The sequence below is a fragment of the Sphingomonas kyeonggiensis genome (genome assembly GCF_014204495.1).
GTDB classification, from domain to species: Bacteria; Pseudomonadota; Alphaproteobacteria; order Sphingomonadales; family Sphingomonadaceae; genus Sphingomonas; species Sphingomonas kyeonggiensis_A.
The window spans coordinates 1197598-1213462 of the sequence record NZ_JACHLN010000002.1 but is presented as its reverse complement, the minus strand read 5'-3'; the positions used below and the strand labels follow the sequence as shown (position 1 = coordinate 1213462).

Genomic DNA, 15865 nt, shown 5'->3' with positions numbered 1-15865 from the left:
GAGGATGGGCCATGCGCCCGTCCAGTACCGCTCCGGATCGCCCGAGCCCCGCCAGAGTCCGCGCCCTCTATGCGATGCTGACGCTCGTGATGCTGCTCTGGGCGGGCAATTCGATGGTCGCCCGTGCCGTTCATGCCGAGATCCCGCCCTTTGCCCTGGCGCTCGGGCGCTGGGCCGGTGCCTTGCTGGTGGTCGCACCCTTTGCCTGGCGGCGCGTGATCGCCGACTGGCCGGTGGTGCGGCAGCATTGGGGGAAGATCCTCCTGCTCGGGCTGATCGGCATCGGCGCGTTCAACGCGCTGCTCTATTCGGGCCTGCGCTACACGACCGCCACCAACGGGCTGCTGATCCAGGCAGCGATACCGGCGCTGGTGCTCTGCTTCGACGGGCTGTTGTTCAAGGCCCGGCCGCGCGCCGCGCAGATCGCCGGCGTCTCGATCGCCGCGATCGGCGTGCTGACGATCATCCTCAAGGCCGATCCCGCCGCGCTGCTGTCGCTCAGCTTCAACATCGGTGACGTCCTGGTGCTGTGCGCCGTCCTCGCCTGGTCGCTCTACACCGCCCTGCTGCGCCTGCGGCCTCCGATCGATCCGCTGAGCTTCCTCGCGCTGACCTTCGCGATCGGCGTCCTGGCGATGCTGCCGTTCGCGATCGCGGAGCTGCGGAGCTTCCCGCTGCACTTCACGCCGCGCGTGCTGGGGGCCTATGCCTATGTCGCGGTGCTGCCGTCGGTGGTGGCCTATTTCCTGTACAACAAGGCGGTGAGTGAGCTCGGCGCCGGCGCAGCGGGGCAGGTGATCAGCCTGCAGCCGCTGTTCGGCGCGTTGCTGGCGGTGCCGCTGCTGGGCGAGGCGCTGCACGGATATCACCTTGCGGGGATGGCGATCATCCTTGCGGGAATCCTGATCCCGGCGATGGCAGGGCGGCGCAGCCGGCAGGCGACCGCGAGCCCATAGTCCGCGCCGCTAGCCGAGCCGCTTCGTGCTGGACCGGATGACGAGTTCGTGGGGGAGGGTGATCTGGCTCACCGGACTGTCGTCGCCGCGCAATATGTCGACGAGCAGCTCGACCGCCTGCTGCCCGATATGCCCCTTGGGCTGGGCGATGGTGGTGAGGCCGGGCTGGAAGAAGCGGGCGAGCGGCAGATCGTCGAAGCCGACGACCGAAATGTCGTCGGGGCAGATGCGGCCGGCCTGGCGGATCGCGCTGATCGCCCCCATCGCCATTTCGTCGCTGAAGCAGAACAGCCCGGTCACGCCCTGCGCGATCAGGTCCGGCACATGGTCGGCGGCGGACTGGGCGGAATAGTCGCCGACATGGATCCGCAGCCGGTCGGCAAGGCCATGGCGTTCGGCCGCCTGCATCGCGCCGGCGAGGCGATCGCGGCTGATCGGGCTGACATGCGGACCGGTGATGACGCCGATGTCGCGATGCCCGAGCGCGATGAGATGCTCGAGCGCGTCGCAGCCGGCGGCGGCATTGTCGATATGCACGCTCGGCACGCCGATATCGGGGCTGTACTCGCAGCCATTGACCACGGGCGCGTGAGCGCCCTGCTTCGACATCAGCGGGCGCAGATTGTCCGGCAGGCGGTGCCCGAGGAAGATCAGTCCGTCGACCTCTCGGCTGGAGAGCATGGCGGCATATTGATCCTCGATCGACGGATCGTGCCGCGTGTCGCCGACGACGACCGCATAGCCGGCGTCGCGCGCCGCTTCCTCCGCGCCGCGGATCACGCTGGCGAAGAAGGGGTTGGAGATGTCGGGGACGGTGACGAGGATCTTGGCGGCGCGGAGCGTGCGCAGCGTCCGGGCGGCGACGTTCGGCTTGTAGCCGAGCGACTCGACCACCTCGAGCACGCGCAGGCGGGTCGGCTCGGCGACGCGGTCCGGGTGGCTCAGGACGCGCGACACGGTGGCCGTGGAGACGCCCGCCATCGCGGCGACCTGGATGATGGTCGGCATTGACATTGATGTAACTCGTTACAGCGACATGTCGAGTAATGTAATCCTTTACATCGGCTTTTGACCTGCGTAGCCTGAGTCCCGACAAGCAGGAAAACTGCAGCAAAAAATGGGAGAGGGGCTTCGTGGCCACTTTGGGCAATGACGCGCTTGCGGCATCGCAGCGCCCGGTATCGGGGCTGCTCATGGGGCGTCTCAGCGCGCTCATGTTCATGCAGTTTTTCGTCTGGGGAGCGTGGAACGTCACGCTTGGCCTGGTCATGCAGACCGTCGGCATCGGCAGCCTCATCGCCAACGCCTTCTCGGTCGGCCCGATCGCCTCGATCGCCGGTTCCTTCCTGCTCGGCATGGCGGCGACCCGCTATCTGAGCCCCAGGGCGCTGATGGTGATCCTGCACCTGGTCGGCGGCGCGATCCTGCTGGTTATGCCCGCGCTGGTGACGCCGGAGAACGGCACCACCTTCGTCTGGGTGCTGCTCGGCTACATGATCCTCTACATGCCGACGGTCGGCCTTGCGAACACGATCGCGCTGAAGAGCTTCGGCGAGCGGGCGGACCGCTTCCCCTTCGTCCGCGCCTTCGGCACGCTCGGCTGGATCGTCGCGGGCCTGATCATCGGCTGGGTCGGCCTGTCGGCCAGCCCCGAGATCTTCCGCGTCGCCGCGATCGTCTCGATCGCGCTCGGCCTGTACAGCCTGACGCTCCCCAACGTGGCGCCCGATGCGCCGCGCGACGAGAGTCTGGTCCGCCAGGTGCTGTGCGTCGAGGCGTTCGGCCTGATGCGGCAGCGTTCCTATCTGATCTTCATCCTGGCGGCGACGCTGATCTCGGTCCCGCTGGCGATGTATTATGCCTATGCTTCGGCCTATCTCGGCGTGGCGGGGATCGAGAATGTCGGCGGCACCATGGCGATCGGGCAGATGTCCGAGCTGGTGTTCATGTTCTCCATGCCCTGGCTGTACCGCCGCTTCGGCGTGAAGCCGCTGCTGCTCGTCGGCATGATCGCCTGGGCGCTGCGCTATGCGCTGTTCGCGATCGGTGACGGCGGCAATTCGCTCTGGGCGATCTATCTCGGCGTGGCGCTGCACGGCGTGTGCTATGACTTCTTCTTCGTCGCCGGCGCGATCTACACCGGCACCATCGCCTCGCCCAAGGGCGTCAACGCGCAGGCGCAGGGCATGCTGACCCTGTTCACCTACGGCGTCGGCATGCTGCTCGGCTCGCAGATCGGCGGACTGCTCTATGCTCAGTTGCCCGAGGCTTCGACCATCGCCGACTGGCACCAGATGTGGTGGTATCCGGCGATCGCCGCCGCGGTCATCGCGGTGCTGTTCCAGCTCTTCTTCCGCGACGACAGCCGGACGGAGGCCGCGGCATGAAAGCGATGAAGGGTCCCGCAATCTTCCTGGCCCAGTTCCTGGGCGACAGCGCGCCGTTCGACACGCTCGACGGCCTGGCGGAATGGGCCGGCGCGCTCGGCTATGTCGGCGTCCAGATCCCCTGCGACCCGCGGCTGATCGACCTGAAGCTCGCCGCCGAGAGCAAGGCCTATTGCGACGACCTGCGCGGCAGGCTTGCCAAGTTCGGCGTCGAACCGACCGAACTCTCGACGCATCTGCAGGGCCAGCTCGTCGCGGTGCATCCGGCCTATGACCAGCTGTTCGACGGCTTCGCGCCGGCCGCGCTGCACGGCAAGCCGGCCGAGCGACAGGCCTGGGCGGTCGACCAGGTCAAGCTTGCCGCCAGGGCGAGCGCCAATCTCGGGCTGAACGCGCATGCGACCTTTTCCGGCGCGCTCGCCTGGCCCTATGTCTATCCCTGGCCGCAGCGGCCGGCGGGGCTGGTCGAGGAAGCCTTCGCCGAGCTCGGCCGGCGCTGGACCCCGATCCTCGACGTGTTCGAGGAAGCCGGCGTCGATTGCGCCTATGAGATCCATCCCGGCGAGGACATCCATGACGGCGCGACCTGGGAGCGGTTCCTGGAGGCGGTCGGCAATCATCCCCGCGCGCGCATCCTGTTCGATCCGTCGCACTATGTGCTGCAGCAGCTCGACTATCTCGATTTCATCGATCGCTATCACGACCGGATCTCGTGCTTCCACGTCAAGGATGCCGAGTTCAACCCGACCGGGCGGACCGGCGTCTATGGCGGCTATGAGAGCTGGGTGAACCGCGCCGGCCGCTTCCGCTCGCTGGGCGATGGCCAGGTCGATTTCGTCGGCATCTTCAGCAAGCTGGCGCAATATGGCTATCGCGGCTGGGCGGTGCTCGAATGGGAATGCGCGCTCAAGCGATCCGAGGACGGTGCGCGCGAAGGCGCCCCGTTCATCCGCGATCACATCATCCACGTGACCGACCGGCCCTTTGACGACTTCGCCGCGAGCGGAGTCGATCGGGCGGCGATCCGTGCGCTGCTGGGGCTTTCGCCGCAGCGGGACTGAACTCGAACTCGTCGGTTGAGGGAATAGGCGTTCCATGGTTCGACACGCGCTTCGGCTCGGCATGGTTGGCGGCGGGGAGGGTGCCTTTATCGGCGCGGTCCACCGCATGGCGGCGGCGCTCGACGGCGACTGGCGGCTCGTCGCGGGGGCGTTCAGCACCGATGCGGGGCGCAACCAGCGGACCGGCGATGCCCTCGGCCTGGCGCCGCAGCGCGTCTACGCCTCGTTCGATGCGATGCTTGCGGGCGAGCGGGCGCTGCCCGAGGGCGAGCGGATCGACGCGGTTGCCGTCGTGACGCCCAACCATCTCCATGCCCCGATGGCGATCGCGGCGCTGGAGGCGGGCTTCCACGTCTTCTGCGAGAAGCCGATGGCGATGAGTGTCGCGGAGGCGGAGGCGATCGGCGCGGCGGCCAAGGCCAGCGGGCGCCATTTCGCGCTCGCCTTCACCTATAGCGGCTATCCGCTGGTCGAGGAGGCGCGGGCGCGGATCGCGCGCGGCGACCTTGGCGCGATCCGGCTGGTCCAGGTCGAGTATCTCCAGGGCTGGCTCAGCCGGCCGATCGACGAGCAGGGCAACAAGCAGGCGGAATGGCGCACCGATCCGGCGCGCGCCGGGCTTGGCGGGTGCCTGGGCGATATCGGTACCCATGCCTTTCAGCTTGCCGAGCATGTCTCGGGGCTGCGGGTGGACTCGGTGTCCGCCGATCTCGCCATCCATGTGCCGGGCCGCCGGCTCGACGACGATGTCAGCGCGCTGCTGCGCTTCGCCGGCGGTGCGCGCGGCGTGCTCAAGGCGAGCCAGGTCGCGGCGGGCGAGGAGAATGGGCTCAAGCTGCGCATCCATGGCGAGCAGGGCGGGCTGGAATGGGCGCAGATGGAGCCGAACACGCTGACCCTGCGCTGGCTCGACCGCCCGGCCGAGATTGTGCGCGCCGGCGGGCCGGGCCTGCAGGACAGCACGGCGGCGCTGCTGCGCACGCCGTCGGGCCATCCCGAGGGTTATGTCGAAGCCTTTGCCAACCTCTATCGCGCCTTTGCCGCGGCGATCCGCGGCGGTGGCGACCGCTGGTTTCCCGGCGTCGCCGATGGACTTCGAACAATGCGTTTCATCGAGGCCGTCGTCGCCAATGCGGCGTCGGACGCGAAATGGACAATGGTTGATCCGGGAGAGAAAGAATGAAGCTTCTCGTGTGCCTGGGAGCGTTGAGTGCCGCTGGGGCGGCCCAGTTCTTCGTCAGCGTACCCACTGTCGCGCAGACCGCGGCCCCCACCGCGCCGCCGCCGGCATTCAATGCCTGCCGCGCCTGCCATACCGTGGAGAAGGGCGGCAAGAATGGTGTCGGCCCCAATCTCTATGGGGTGGTCGGCCGGACCGCCGGCACCACGCCGGGTTTCAACTATTCGCCGGCGATGAAGGCCTCGAAGCTGCGCTGGGATGAGGCGACGCTCAACGAGTATCTCGCCGGGCCGGGCAAGAAGGTCCCCGGATCGCGGATGCCGATCGGCATGCCCGATCCGGCCAAGCGCGCCGCGATCATCGCCTATCTCAAGGCGGGAAGCGGCAAGTGACCGGCGCGGTCACCCGCAGGACGGTGCTCGCGGCAGGGGCCGCGGGCGCTGCATCCTCGGCGATGGCGATGGGCGGAAGCGCGGGCGGCCAGGGCTCGAACGCCGCCTATTTCTCGCTCGGCTATGCGCCGCACGAGGGCAGCTTCGCCAGCCGTGGCGGCCTGTTCGAGCAGATCGCCTATGCCGCCGACCAGGGCTTCAGGGCGTGGGAGGACAATGAGGCGCGCAGCCGGCCGGTGGCCGAGCAGGAGAAGATGGCCAGGGCCTTTGCCCAGCGCGGCATGAAGATGGGCGTCTTCGTCGCCAGCATGCCGAAATGGGCGCAGTCGCGTCCGCTGCTCGGCGGCAATGACGATGCCGAGCGCGAAGCGTTCCTGGCGGACATCCGCACTTCGATCGACGTCGCCAAGCGGCTCAACGCCACGCGCATGACGGTGGTCACTGGCTTCCTCGATCAGAAGGTGCCGCTCGACATCCAGACCGCGCGGGTGATCGACGTGATGCGCAAGGCCGGCGACATCGTCGCGCCGCACGGGATCGCGATGGTGATGGAGCCGCTGAACACCCGGACCAACCATCCGGGCGTCTACATGCAGACGATCGCGCAAGGCTTTGCGGTGGCGCGGGGGGTGAACAGCCCGGCAGTGAAGATCCTGGCGGATCTCTATCACGAGCAGATTCAGTCGGGGAACCTGATCCCGGCGCTGGAGATGTGCTGGAGCGAGATCGGCTATCTGCAGTTCGGCGACAATCCGGGCCGCAACGAGCCGGGGTCGGGCGAGATCAACTATGCCTCGATCGTCCGGTGGCTCCGCGCGCGGCGCTATGACGGCGTGATCGGCATGGAACATGGCAATTCGGTGAAGGGCCGGGCCGGCGAGGACCGGTTGATCGCGGCCTATCGCAGGATCGATACACAGGGAGAGGGACTATGACGCGCATGCGCATGGCGGGATGCGTTGCCGCCGGCTTGATCGCGATCACGGGCGCATTCGCCTTCGCGCAGGAAAAGCCCGGCTTCAAGGACACGCCGCAACTGCCGGACGGCAAGTGGCTCGTCCATGACGCCGACCGGCCCGCGCCGACGGTGACCACGCCGGCGGCGGCGCCGGGCGGCGCGCCTTCCGACGCGATCGTGCTGGCGCCCGATGCCTGGCAGGCCGAGACGGCGCCCTGGCAGGTCGCGGGTGGCGTGATGACGGTGCCGGCGCGCGCGGACGGCGCGAAGGAGAGCAACCTCGTCTCGAAGCAGAGCTTCGGCGACGTCCAGCTCCATCTCGAGTTCCGCTCGCCCAATCCGCCCAAGGGCAATTCGCAGGATCGCGGCAACAGCGGCGTCTGGTTCATGCAGCGCTACGAGGTGCAGATCCTCGATGGCTATCAGAACCCGACCTATGCCGACGGCACGGTCGGTGCGGTCTATGGCTGGAAGCCGCCGCTGGTGAATGCCGCGCGCAAGCCCGGCGAGTGGCAGAGCTACGACATCATCTTCGAGCGGCCGCGCTTCGCGGCGGACGGCAAGCTGGTGCGCCCGGCCTATGTCACCGCGCTCCTGAACGGCGTGGTGGTGCAGAACCACCAGGCGCTGCTCGGCACCACGATCTGGCGCAAGGTCGCCAGCTACCAGGCGCATGGCGACGCGGCGCCGCTGCAGCTGCAGGATCACGGCTCGCCGGTCTCCTACCGCAATATCTGGGTGCGCCCGCTGCCCGAGGCGGCGATCGCGCAGGACCTGCCGGGAGGCGCGAAGTGATCGACCGGAGAACCGCGCTTGCCGGGGTCGTCGCCATGTTCGGCGCGGCGGCCTTCGCGCCGCTCGCCCGCGCCGCCGGTGCGGGCAAGGCTTCGAACATCCCGGTGATCAGCGAGGGGCCGCCGAGCGTGGCGGTGTTCACGCCCGCGCAGCGCGCGCTGATGACCGCGCTCAGCGAGCGCATCCTGCCGACCACGGATACGCCGGGCGCGATCGCCGCCGGGGTTCCGGCGTTTATCGAGAAGATGCTGGCGGACTGGGCGCGGCCGACCGACCGGGTGCCGATCCTCGCCGGGCTCGACGCGATCGAGGCGCGCAGCCAGCAGGACTACAAGGTTGCCGGCGCGCAGGCGACGGCGGAGCAGCAGGACGCGCTGCTCACCCTCGCGATGAACGGCCAGCTGCCTTCCGGCGGCGTGTTCTTCGAAGCGTTCCGGCAGCTCGTCATCGCCGGCTACTACACGTCCGAAGTCGGCATCACGCAGGAGCGCGAATATTTGCCGGTGCCGGGCGAGTATAACGGCCAGTTTCCCTATTCTCAGGTCAACAAGGTGTATTCCGCATGATGATCAGCCGTAGGAATCTGCTCGCCGGCGCGGGCGGTGTCGCAGCGCTTTCGCTTGCCGACTTCGCGATCGCACCGGCATCCGCCGCGCAACTGAAGGCGATCGGCCTCCAGCTCTACACGGTCCGCGACATCTTCCAGAAGGACCCGGTCGGTACGCTCGAGCAGGTCGCCCGGATCGGCTATCGCGAGGTCGAGTTCGGCGGTGGCGGCTATGACGCCATGGATCATGCGCTGCTGCGCAAGACGATGGACCGGCTCGGCCTCAAGTCGCCCTCGCTGCACATCGGCTATGACGCGCTGCTCGGCCAGTTCGACAAGTCGGTGACGATGGCGAAGACGCTCGGCGCCGGCACGGTAGTGCTGCCTTATATGACCAACGAGCACCGCACCGAGCAGGGCTGGAACGCGGCGCTGCCGAACTTCAACCGTTTCGCCAAGGACTTGAAGAAGGCCGGGCTCGGCTTCGCCTATCACAACCATGATTTCGAGTTCACCATCAAGCCGGGCGGGGTCAGCCTGTACGAGCGCTTCCTCAAGGAGACCGATCCGGCGCTCGTGAAGGTCGAGCTCGACCTCTACTGGGCGGCGCATGCCGGCGAGGATCCCGGCGCGCTGATCGATCGCCTGTCGAAGCGGCTCTACGCCTATCATGTGAAGGACATGCGTGCCGATCGCAGCATGACCGCAGTGGGACAGGGGACGATCGATTTCGCCGGGCTCTTCAAGCGGAAGGGTAGTGCGGGCGTGCAGCATTTCTATGTCGAGAATGATCAGGCGCCGGCGCCCTATCTGCCCGACATCACCACCAGCTTCCAGACGCTGCGCGCGCTGCGTTTCTGATCAGGGTTCGGGAGGGAAGAACATGGCTTCGACCAACAGGTTCGATGCGATCGTCATCGGTTCCGGCGTAAGCGGCGGGTTCGCCGCCAAGGAGCTTACCGAAAAGGGACTGCGCGTGCTCATGCTCGACCGGGGCGTGATGGTCGAGCATGGCGAAGGCTATACCTATGACGGCAAGCCGGCGTTCGAGGTGCCGGCGCGCAACATGATGCCGCCGGGCCTGCGCGACAGCGACTATTTCATCGCCAAGCACGGCTATGTGCAGCCGAGCAACCGGGCCTTCTACAATGACGACCGGCTGAACCCCTATGCCTTTGACGAAGGCAGCAAATTCTACTGGATCCGGCCCGGTGCGGTCGGCGGAAAATCGCTGATCTGGGGGCGGTGGAGCTTCCGCTGGAGCCCGGCCGATTTCGAGGCGAACAAGCGCGACGGCATCGATGGCGACTGGCCGATCCGCTATGACGACCTCGCGCCCTGGTACAGCTATGTCGAGAAATATATCGGCGTGTCCGGATCGCGCGAGAACCTGCCTTACCTGCCGGACAGCGAATTCCAGCCGCCGATGCCGATGAACATCGCCGAGAAGTGGCTGAAGCAGCGGCTCGAGACCGAGTTTCCGGGGCGCAAGCTGATCAACACGCGCCTGTCCAACATGACCGAGGACAAGCCCGATCAGAACCGGACCAAATGCCAGTTCCGCAACCAGTGCGGCAATGGCTGCTCGTTCGGCGCCTATTTCTCGACCCAGGCAGTGACGCTGCCGGCGGCGCGGGCGACCGGACGGCTGACGCTGCGCGCCGACGCCGTGGTGACCAACCTAGAATATGACGCCGCGAAGAAGCGCGTCACCGGGGTCCGGTTCATCGACGCGAAGACCGGGCAGGCGGAAGTGGTCAATGCCGGGCTGGTCTTCCTCTGCGCCTCGGCGATGGCGTCGAACCAGATCCTGCTCAACTCGCGGCCGGCGGGCAGCGGGCGCAGCCATTTCGACAGCAGCGGGACGCTCGGCAAATATGTGATGGACCACATCTTCCGGGTGTCGATCGACGGCGACATCCCGGGGATGGAGGAGTTCATCGAATATGGTCGGCGGCCCGGCGGCGTCTATATTCCCCGCTTCCGCAACAATGGCGGGGACGAGGGCGTCGGCTTCAAGCGCGGCTATGGCTATCAGGGGAGCGCACGGCGCGAGCCGTCGCCGCCGGTGGGCTTCGGCGCCTCCATGAAGCACGGGATGCGCAAATATAGCGGGTGGAAGTTCGGCATGGGCGCGTTCGGCGAATGCCTGCCCTATGAGGACAATCACGTTTCGCTGCACCCGGACAAGGTCGATCGCTTCGGGGTGCCGCTGATGCGCTTCGACGTGCGCTTCCGCGAGAACGAGCTGCGGATGATGGCGGATGCGCGGACGCAGGGTGAGGCGATGCTCAAGGCCGCGGGGCTGACCAACGTCAAGAGCTATGAGGACGAGCATGTCCCCGGCGACGCCATCCACGAGATGGGCGGCGCGCGCATGGGTGCCGATCCGCGTTCCTCGGTCCTCAACAAGTGGAGCCAGGCGCACGACGCCGAGAATCTCTACGTGACCGACGGCGCCCAGATGGCGTCCGTATCCTGCGTGAACCCCTCGCTGACCTTCATGGCGCTTACAGCGCGGGCGGCGGATCACGCCGTCAAGCAATTCGCGAGCGGGTGAGGTTGCTCCCTTCCGGCTCGCGTTGAGGGCCGGGAGAACTCTGCCAATCTAGTTGATCTGTGCCGGCGCGCTTCCCTGGAGCGTGCCGGCGGGGATCGTTTTGGGATGCGGCCAGGCCGGCCGCGCCGAATCTCGCGCGTCCCTTTGCGACGGATGCTTTGCGCCATTCGATCCGGCAGGAAGTGGCCGAAATCCGATTTTCGCCGAAGCCGAAAACCAGCGGCGAAAATGTCCGTCGCGGCGCGATTGGGCATCGATCTGATTTATCAGGAGAATTGGCAAAGCGGATAACCGGGGGCGCCGGCCTGCGTCTCGAGTGTGCGAGTTCATTTGACAAAATGATTTATTTAATCGAAGTTCCGACTCGTTACCGCCGCAAAGGCGGAACGCAATGAACGGTGGAGATGCCGTTCTCTTGGAGAGGATAGATGGGGCCTTCCGTTCTGCGGGCCGGGGATCGCGTATGTCGCCGCGCGATCGGCATTCTCGTACATCGCCGTGTAACGCGTTTCGCCGCATTGGCCGGAGCGGCATCGCTGCTGGCCATCGGGTCATCGGGGATGGCGCAGGATTCCGGACGTGCGGATGCGGGGCAGGCCCCCGTGGACATCGCCAACCCGCTGGTGGGTACGGCGCCGCTGGACAATCCCGAGTTCATTGGCAACGCGCCGCCCGCAGGCGAGCCACTCTATTCCGGCCTGACTTCGCCCGGTGCGCGCCTGCCGCACAGTGCAGTCGAGGCCGCACCGGTCAATTCCAATGTCGAGCTGAGCTATCCCTGGGGCGTAGCGACCCCGTACTATTACACCAATCCCACGATGATCGGTTTCACCGGCGGCGGCGGCCCCACCTATGGTGCGCGCGCCACGCCGATGCTGATGCCGATCGTCGGCGACTGGACGGTGCCGCCGGTCTATACCGAGGCCTGGTACGACAAGGCGCATGAAGTCGCGGCGCCGGGCTATTATTCGGTGTTCCTCGACAGCTTCAAGACGAAGGTCGAGCTGACCGCGACCCAGGCGACGTCGCTGATGCGGTTCACCTTCCCGGCGACCGAGCGGGCGCATGTGATCCTGAACCTGCAGGGGCGGGGCGGCCAGGTCGAAGTGGTGGGCGACCGTACGGTGCGCGGCATCATCGGCGACCGCAACGACAATGATGCGCGCGATGGACGCTATTTCGTCGCGGAATTCTCCAAGCCCTTCAAGCGCTTCGGCACCTTCCGCAAGGCGCCGGGCAACGCCCGTGGCTATGGCATCGGCGACAAGGATGTGCAGCCCGATACCCGGCCGATCGAAGGCGCGTTCGCCGGCAGCTATGCCGATTTCACCACGCGTGACGGCGAGCAGGTGCTGGTCCGCATCGCCTATGGCCCGAGCTACGAAGCGGCGACGCAGCGGCTGCGGCAGGAAAGCCCGGACTGGAATTTCGACCGCATCCGCGGTGCCGCGCGCGCCGAATGGGCAAAGCTGCTCGACCGCGTCCAGGTGAGCGGCGGCACCGAGAAGCAGCGGATGCTGTTCTATTCGACGCTGTTCCAGTCCTTCGCCAGCCCCCGGCTGGTGGCGCGCAAGGGCGAGCATTTCACCGATACGAACGGCAAGACCCAGGTCGCCAGCTATGATCGCTACGGCCCGGTGCCCTTCTGGGATACTGGCCGCAACCAGATCGTGCTGCTTGAACTGCTCGAGCCCGAACTGACCCGCGACGTGATGCAGTCCGAGCTCGACATGGCCCGCGAGCGCGGGTTCATGAACACCTCGTTCCACGGCGACAATGCGGTGTTTCTCTATCTCGGTGCGATGCGGCGCGGCATCGCGTTCGACTATGCGGCCGCCTATGAGTATCTGCGCAAGAACGCGCTGGATCCCAAGGGGCCGCGCCACTTCCTCGACGAATATATGAAGCGCGGCTGGATCTCGGACGTGGTGCCGGATCACGACCCGAGCCCGCCCCATGCCGATGGCAAGGCGGGGGCTGCCAAGACGCTGGAATATGCCTGGGACGACGCCGCGCTCGCCGATCTCGCCGATCGGCTGGGCAAGCCGCAGGACGCCGCGCTGTTCCGCAAGCGCGCGGGCAACTGGCGCAACGTGTTCGACCGCTCGATCGGCTTCGTCCGCGGGCGGACCGAGGACGGCAAGTGGTTCACGCCCTTCGATCCGGCCGAGCCCTATTACAACCACATGATGAAGGAAGCCTCGGGCTGGTCGACGCTGTGGCTGGTGCCGCAGGACGTGCAGGGGCTGATCACCGCGCTGGGTGGCCGGGCCGCGTTCAACGCCAAGCTCGATGCATTCTTCACCAAGCCCTACAACCCCAAGGGCATCTGCCGCGACTGCACCGGTGTGATCGGTCAATATGTGCAGGGCAACCAGCCCGACCAGCAGGCGCCCTATCTCTATGCCTGGAGCGGCCAGCCCTGGAAGACCCAGGAGCTGTCGCGCCGCATCCTGCGCGATCTCTATGGCAGCGACGCCGCCGGCTATGGCTATCCCGGGATGGACGACCAGGGCGCGACCTCGTCCTGGTACGTGCTGAGCGCGCTGGGCTTCTACACGGTCGATCCGGCGAGCGACGTCTATGTGCTCGGCAGCCCGATCTTCGATCGCGCCGCGCTCAGGATGGGCAATGGCAAGACGCTCGAGATCGTCGCGAAGAACAATTCGGCGACGAACCTCTACATCCAGTCCGCCACGCTGAACGGCAAGCGCTGGACCAAGCCGTGGTTCCGCCACGCCGACATCGCGAACGGCGCCGTGCTGGAACTGACCATGGGCGCGAAGCCCAATCCGGCCTGGGGCAGCAGCCCGGCCGATGCGCCGCCTTCGCTGAGCCGGCGCTGAGGAGTTTGATGATGCGTACCATGATGCTCGCCCTGTTGCTGTCGGGTGCCGCGACCGAGGCGCTGGCCCAGCAGGCGCCGGCTGCCCGTGCAGATGCGACCTATACCGGCGGTGCGATGATCACCCGCTGGGGGCGCGAAGTGACGCCGGAGAATGCCTGGCGCAGCTATCCGCGCCCGCAGCTCGAGCGCGAGAAGTGGCTGAACCTTAACGGCCAGTGGGACTATGCGATCACCAGGGCGGCGGCGCCGATGCCGCAGCCGACGCAGATGGACGGCAAGATCCTGGTGCCCTTCGCCCTCGAATCCCGCCTGTCGGGCGTGGCGCGCAAGGTGCAGCCCGAGGACCGGATCTGGTATCGCCGCAGCTTCACCGTGCCGGCCGACTGGGCCGGGCAGAATGTGATGCTCAATTTCGGCGCGGTCGATTTCGAGGCGCATGTCTGGGTGAACGGCGCGGTCGTCGGGGCGCACAAGGGTGGATCGAGCCGCTTCGGCTTCGACATCACTCCCTATCTGAAGCCCGGCGCCAACGAGTTGGTCGTGCAGGTGGCGGACCCGACCAGCGCCGGCAGCCAGCCGCGCGGCAAGCAACTGCTGAACCCGGACGGCATCTGGTACACGCCGGTCAGCGGCATCTGGCAGACGGTGTGGCTCGAGCCGGTGCCGGCGCTCCACATCGCCGATGTGCGTGCGACGCCGGACATCGACCGCGGCACGGTGGAGGTCGATGTCGCGCTTTCGGCCTGGGCAAACGATACCGATGCAGTGCGCCTGAGCGTGCGTTCGCAGGGCAAGACGATCGGCTCGACGATCATCCGCGCCAATCGCCACGCCAGCATCGCCATCCCCGACGCGCATCTCTGGTCGCCCGAGGATCCGTTCCTCTACGACCTGGTCGCCGAGCTGGTGACGGTGCGCGATCCCTATGCCGACCGGAAGGAGCGCGACCGGGCCGCCTATGACTCGCGCTTCACGGTGGGCGAGGGGCAGGCCTATGCCGCCGCGCAGGTGGAAGGCGCCGCGCGCGACACCGCCAAGGCCTATTTCGCGATGCGCAAGGTCTCGGTCGGGCCGGGCAAGGTGCATGGCCAGCCGGCGCTGCTGCTCAACAACAAGCCCTATTTCCACAATGGCGTGCTCGACCAGGGCTGGTGGCCGGACGGGCTGCTGACTCCGCCCTCCGAAACCGCGATGCGCTATGACCTGGAGTTCCTGAAGAAGGCGGGCTTCAACATGGTCCGCAAGCACATCAAGGTCGAGCCGGACCGCTATTATTACGACGCCGATCGCATGGGCATGCTGATCTGGCAGGACATGCCCTCGGGCGGCGGCGAGGACCAGTTCCTCGCCGGTACCAGCCAGAGCCAGGCGGTACTGTCGTCGGAGGTGATGGCGCAGCAGCAGTTCGAGCTGTCGCACATGATCGGCGACCTGCGCGCCTTCCCGTCGATCGTCCTGTGGGTCGTCAACAATGAGGGGTGGGGGCAATATGACTCCGCCACGCTCACCAGGTTCGTGCGCGGGATGGACCCGAGCCGGCTGGTCAATTCGGACAGCGGCTGGCTGGACGTGGCGGGCCGCGATTCCGACGTGTTCGACATCCACACCTATGAGGACGTGCCGCACACGCCGGCGCGCCATAGCGACCGCGCCATCGTGCTCGGCGAATATGGCGGGGTGGGCTGGCCGATCGAGGGGCATCTGTGGCGCGACGACAAGCGCTGGAGCTACCAGGTCACCACCGATTCCAACGACTATCTCGCCCGCTATCGCCGCAAGTTCGACGAGGTGGTGCGACAGGCGAAGGAGAATGGCCTGAGCGCCTCGGTCTACACCCAGACGACCGATGTGGAGGGCGAGATCAACGGCCTGCTCACCTATGATCGCGCGGTGGCCAAGGCCCCGGCGGAGGCGTTCGCCCGAATGGCCGCGCCGCTGTGGGACAAGCCGGAGCCGGCGGCAAGGGATGTGCCGCCGCCCAGGAAGCGCAAGCGCGGCTCATAAGGGCGCAAACGCGCAACAGCTGGTCGGGATAACGCCACGACTGCAACCGGATACAATTGACAAATTGATTTTAGTATTCTGATTTTGAAGCGCCTCAAGGGAATACCCAGGGCGCATAACATCGGGCCAGCGCCTGGCCCGAACTTGGAGAGGGAATAGGGGATGACTTTTCGCGCA

13 protein-coding genes are annotated in these 15865 nt (G+C 66.8%); 12 read left to right on the top strand and 1 reads right to left on the bottom strand.

Going from position 1 to position 15865, the window contains the following annotated elements:
• Positions 1-11: 11 nt before the first annotated feature.
• A complete protein-coding gene (locus HNP52_RS13345) occupies positions 12-956 on the top strand; it encodes a DMT family transporter (protein ID WP_184167848.1) in 945 nt (314 codons plus the stop codon).
• A gap of 9 nt (positions 957-965) precedes the next feature.
• Here the strand turns inward: HNP52_RS13345 and HNP52_RS13340 are convergent, their stop codons facing one another.
• Positions 966-1964 (bottom strand): LacI family DNA-binding transcriptional regulator, encoded by a 999-nt coding sequence (locus HNP52_RS13340; protein ID WP_184167846.1) that lies wholly within the window; start codon positions 1962-1964, stop codon positions 966-968.
• Between the two features lie 185 nt (positions 1965-2149).
• Between HNP52_RS13340 and HNP52_RS13335 the strand changes: the two genes are divergently transcribed.
• From HNP52_RS13335 to HNP52_RS13285, 11 genes are all read left to right on the top strand, one after another.
• Positions 2150-3343, top strand: a complete 1194-nt coding sequence (locus HNP52_RS13335; protein WP_260396081.1) for an MFS transporter — start codon at positions 2150-2152, stop codon at positions 3341-3343.
• Complete coding sequence (locus tag HNP52_RS13330) at positions 3340-4404, top strand: sugar phosphate isomerase/epimerase (protein ID WP_184167844.1); 1065 nt, start codon at positions 3340-3342, stop codon at positions 4402-4404. The genes HNP52_RS13335 and HNP52_RS13330 overlap by 4 nt, the downstream gene beginning before the upstream one ends.
• Positions 4405-4438: 34 nt before the next feature.
• Positions 4439-5587: a Gfo/Idh/MocA family protein gene (locus HNP52_RS13325; RefSeq protein ID WP_184167842.1), complete on the top strand. Its 1149-nt coding sequence runs from the start codon at positions 4439-4441 to the stop codon at positions 5585-5587.
• Positions 5584-5976 carry a cytochrome c family protein gene (locus tag HNP52_RS13320; RefSeq protein WP_184167840.1) on the top strand — a complete coding sequence of 131 codons (393 nt, stop codon included), beginning with the start codon at positions 5584-5586 and terminating at the stop codon, positions 5974-5976. Before HNP52_RS13325 ends, HNP52_RS13320 begins: the two co-directional genes overlap by 4 nt.
• Positions 5973-6911 (top strand): TIM barrel protein, encoded by a 939-nt coding sequence (locus HNP52_RS13315; protein ID WP_311768461.1) that lies wholly within the window; start codon positions 5973-5975, stop codon positions 6909-6911. The genes HNP52_RS13320 and HNP52_RS13315 overlap by 4 nt, the downstream gene beginning before the upstream one ends.
• Positions 6908-7729, top strand: a complete 822-nt coding sequence (locus HNP52_RS13310) for a DUF1080 domain-containing protein (protein ID WP_260396080.1) — start codon at positions 6908-6910, stop codon at positions 7727-7729. The genes HNP52_RS13315 and HNP52_RS13310 overlap by 4 nt, the downstream gene beginning before the upstream one ends.
• Entirely contained in the window at positions 7726-8295 is a 570-nt protein-coding gene (locus HNP52_RS13305; RefSeq protein ID WP_184167838.1) for a gluconate 2-dehydrogenase subunit 3 family protein, read from the top strand. The genes HNP52_RS13310 and HNP52_RS13305 overlap by 4 nt, the downstream gene beginning before the upstream one ends.
• Complete coding sequence (locus tag HNP52_RS13300) at positions 8292-9137, top strand: sugar phosphate isomerase/epimerase (protein WP_184167836.1); 846 nt, start codon at positions 8292-8294, stop codon at positions 9135-9137. Before HNP52_RS13305 ends, HNP52_RS13300 begins: the two co-directional genes overlap by 4 nt.
• A gap of 22 nt (positions 9138-9159) precedes the next feature.
• Positions 9160-10836, top strand: a complete 1677-nt coding sequence (locus tag HNP52_RS13295) for a GMC family oxidoreductase (protein ID WP_184167834.1) — start codon at positions 9160-9162, stop codon at positions 10834-10836.
• Between the two features lie 560 nt (positions 10837-11396).
• Complete coding sequence (locus HNP52_RS13290) at positions 11397-13682, top strand: GH92 family glycosyl hydrolase (protein WP_184167832.1); 2286 nt, start codon at positions 11397-11399, stop codon at positions 13680-13682.
• Positions 13683-13693: 11 nt separating this feature from the next.
• Positions 13694-15688, top strand: coding sequence for a glycoside hydrolase family 2 protein (locus tag HNP52_RS13285; protein WP_260396078.1), 1995 nt, complete (start codon positions 13694-13696; stop codon positions 15686-15688).
• Positions 15689-15865 lie beyond the last annotated feature (177 nt).

What these genes read in the sequence shown, in the direction of transcription:
- HNP52_RS13345 (WP_184167848.1), top strand. Translation starts at nt 12, where the DNA reads ATGCGCCCGTCCAGTACCGCTCCGGATCGCCCGAGCCCCGCCAGAGTC.
- HNP52_RS13340 (WP_184167846.1), bottom strand. Translation starts at nt 1,964, where the DNA reads ATGCCGACCATCATCCAGGTCGCCGCGATGGCGGGCGTCTCCACGGCC.
- HNP52_RS13335 (WP_260396081.1), top strand. Translation starts at nt 2,150, where the DNA reads ATGGGGCGTCTCAGCGCGCTCATGTTCATGCAGTTTTTCGTCTGGGGA.
- HNP52_RS13330 (WP_184167844.1), top strand. Translation starts at nt 3,340, where the DNA reads ATGAAAGCGATGAAGGGTCCCGCAATCTTCCTGGCCCAGTTCCTGGGC.
- HNP52_RS13325 (WP_184167842.1), top strand. Translation starts at nt 4,439, where the DNA reads ATGGTTCGACACGCGCTTCGGCTCGGCATGGTTGGCGGCGGGGAGGGT.
- HNP52_RS13320 (WP_184167840.1), top strand. Translation starts at nt 5,584, where the DNA reads ATGAAGCTTCTCGTGTGCCTGGGAGCGTTGAGTGCCGCTGGGGCGGCC.
- HNP52_RS13310 (WP_260396080.1), top strand. Translation starts at nt 6,908, where the DNA reads ATGACGCGCATGCGCATGGCGGGATGCGTTGCCGCCGGCTTGATCGCG.
- HNP52_RS13300 (WP_184167836.1), top strand. Translation starts at nt 8,292, where the DNA reads ATGATGATCAGCCGTAGGAATCTGCTCGCCGGCGCGGGCGGTGTCGCA.
- HNP52_RS13295 (WP_184167834.1), top strand. Translation starts at nt 9,160, where the DNA reads ATGGCTTCGACCAACAGGTTCGATGCGATCGTCATCGGTTCCGGCGTA.
- HNP52_RS13290 (WP_184167832.1), top strand. Translation starts at nt 11,397, where the DNA reads ATGGCGCAGGATTCCGGACGTGCGGATGCGGGGCAGGCCCCCGTGGAC.
- HNP52_RS13285 (WP_260396078.1), top strand. Translation starts at nt 13,694, where the DNA reads ATGCGTACCATGATGCTCGCCCTGTTGCTGTCGGGTGCCGCGACCGAG.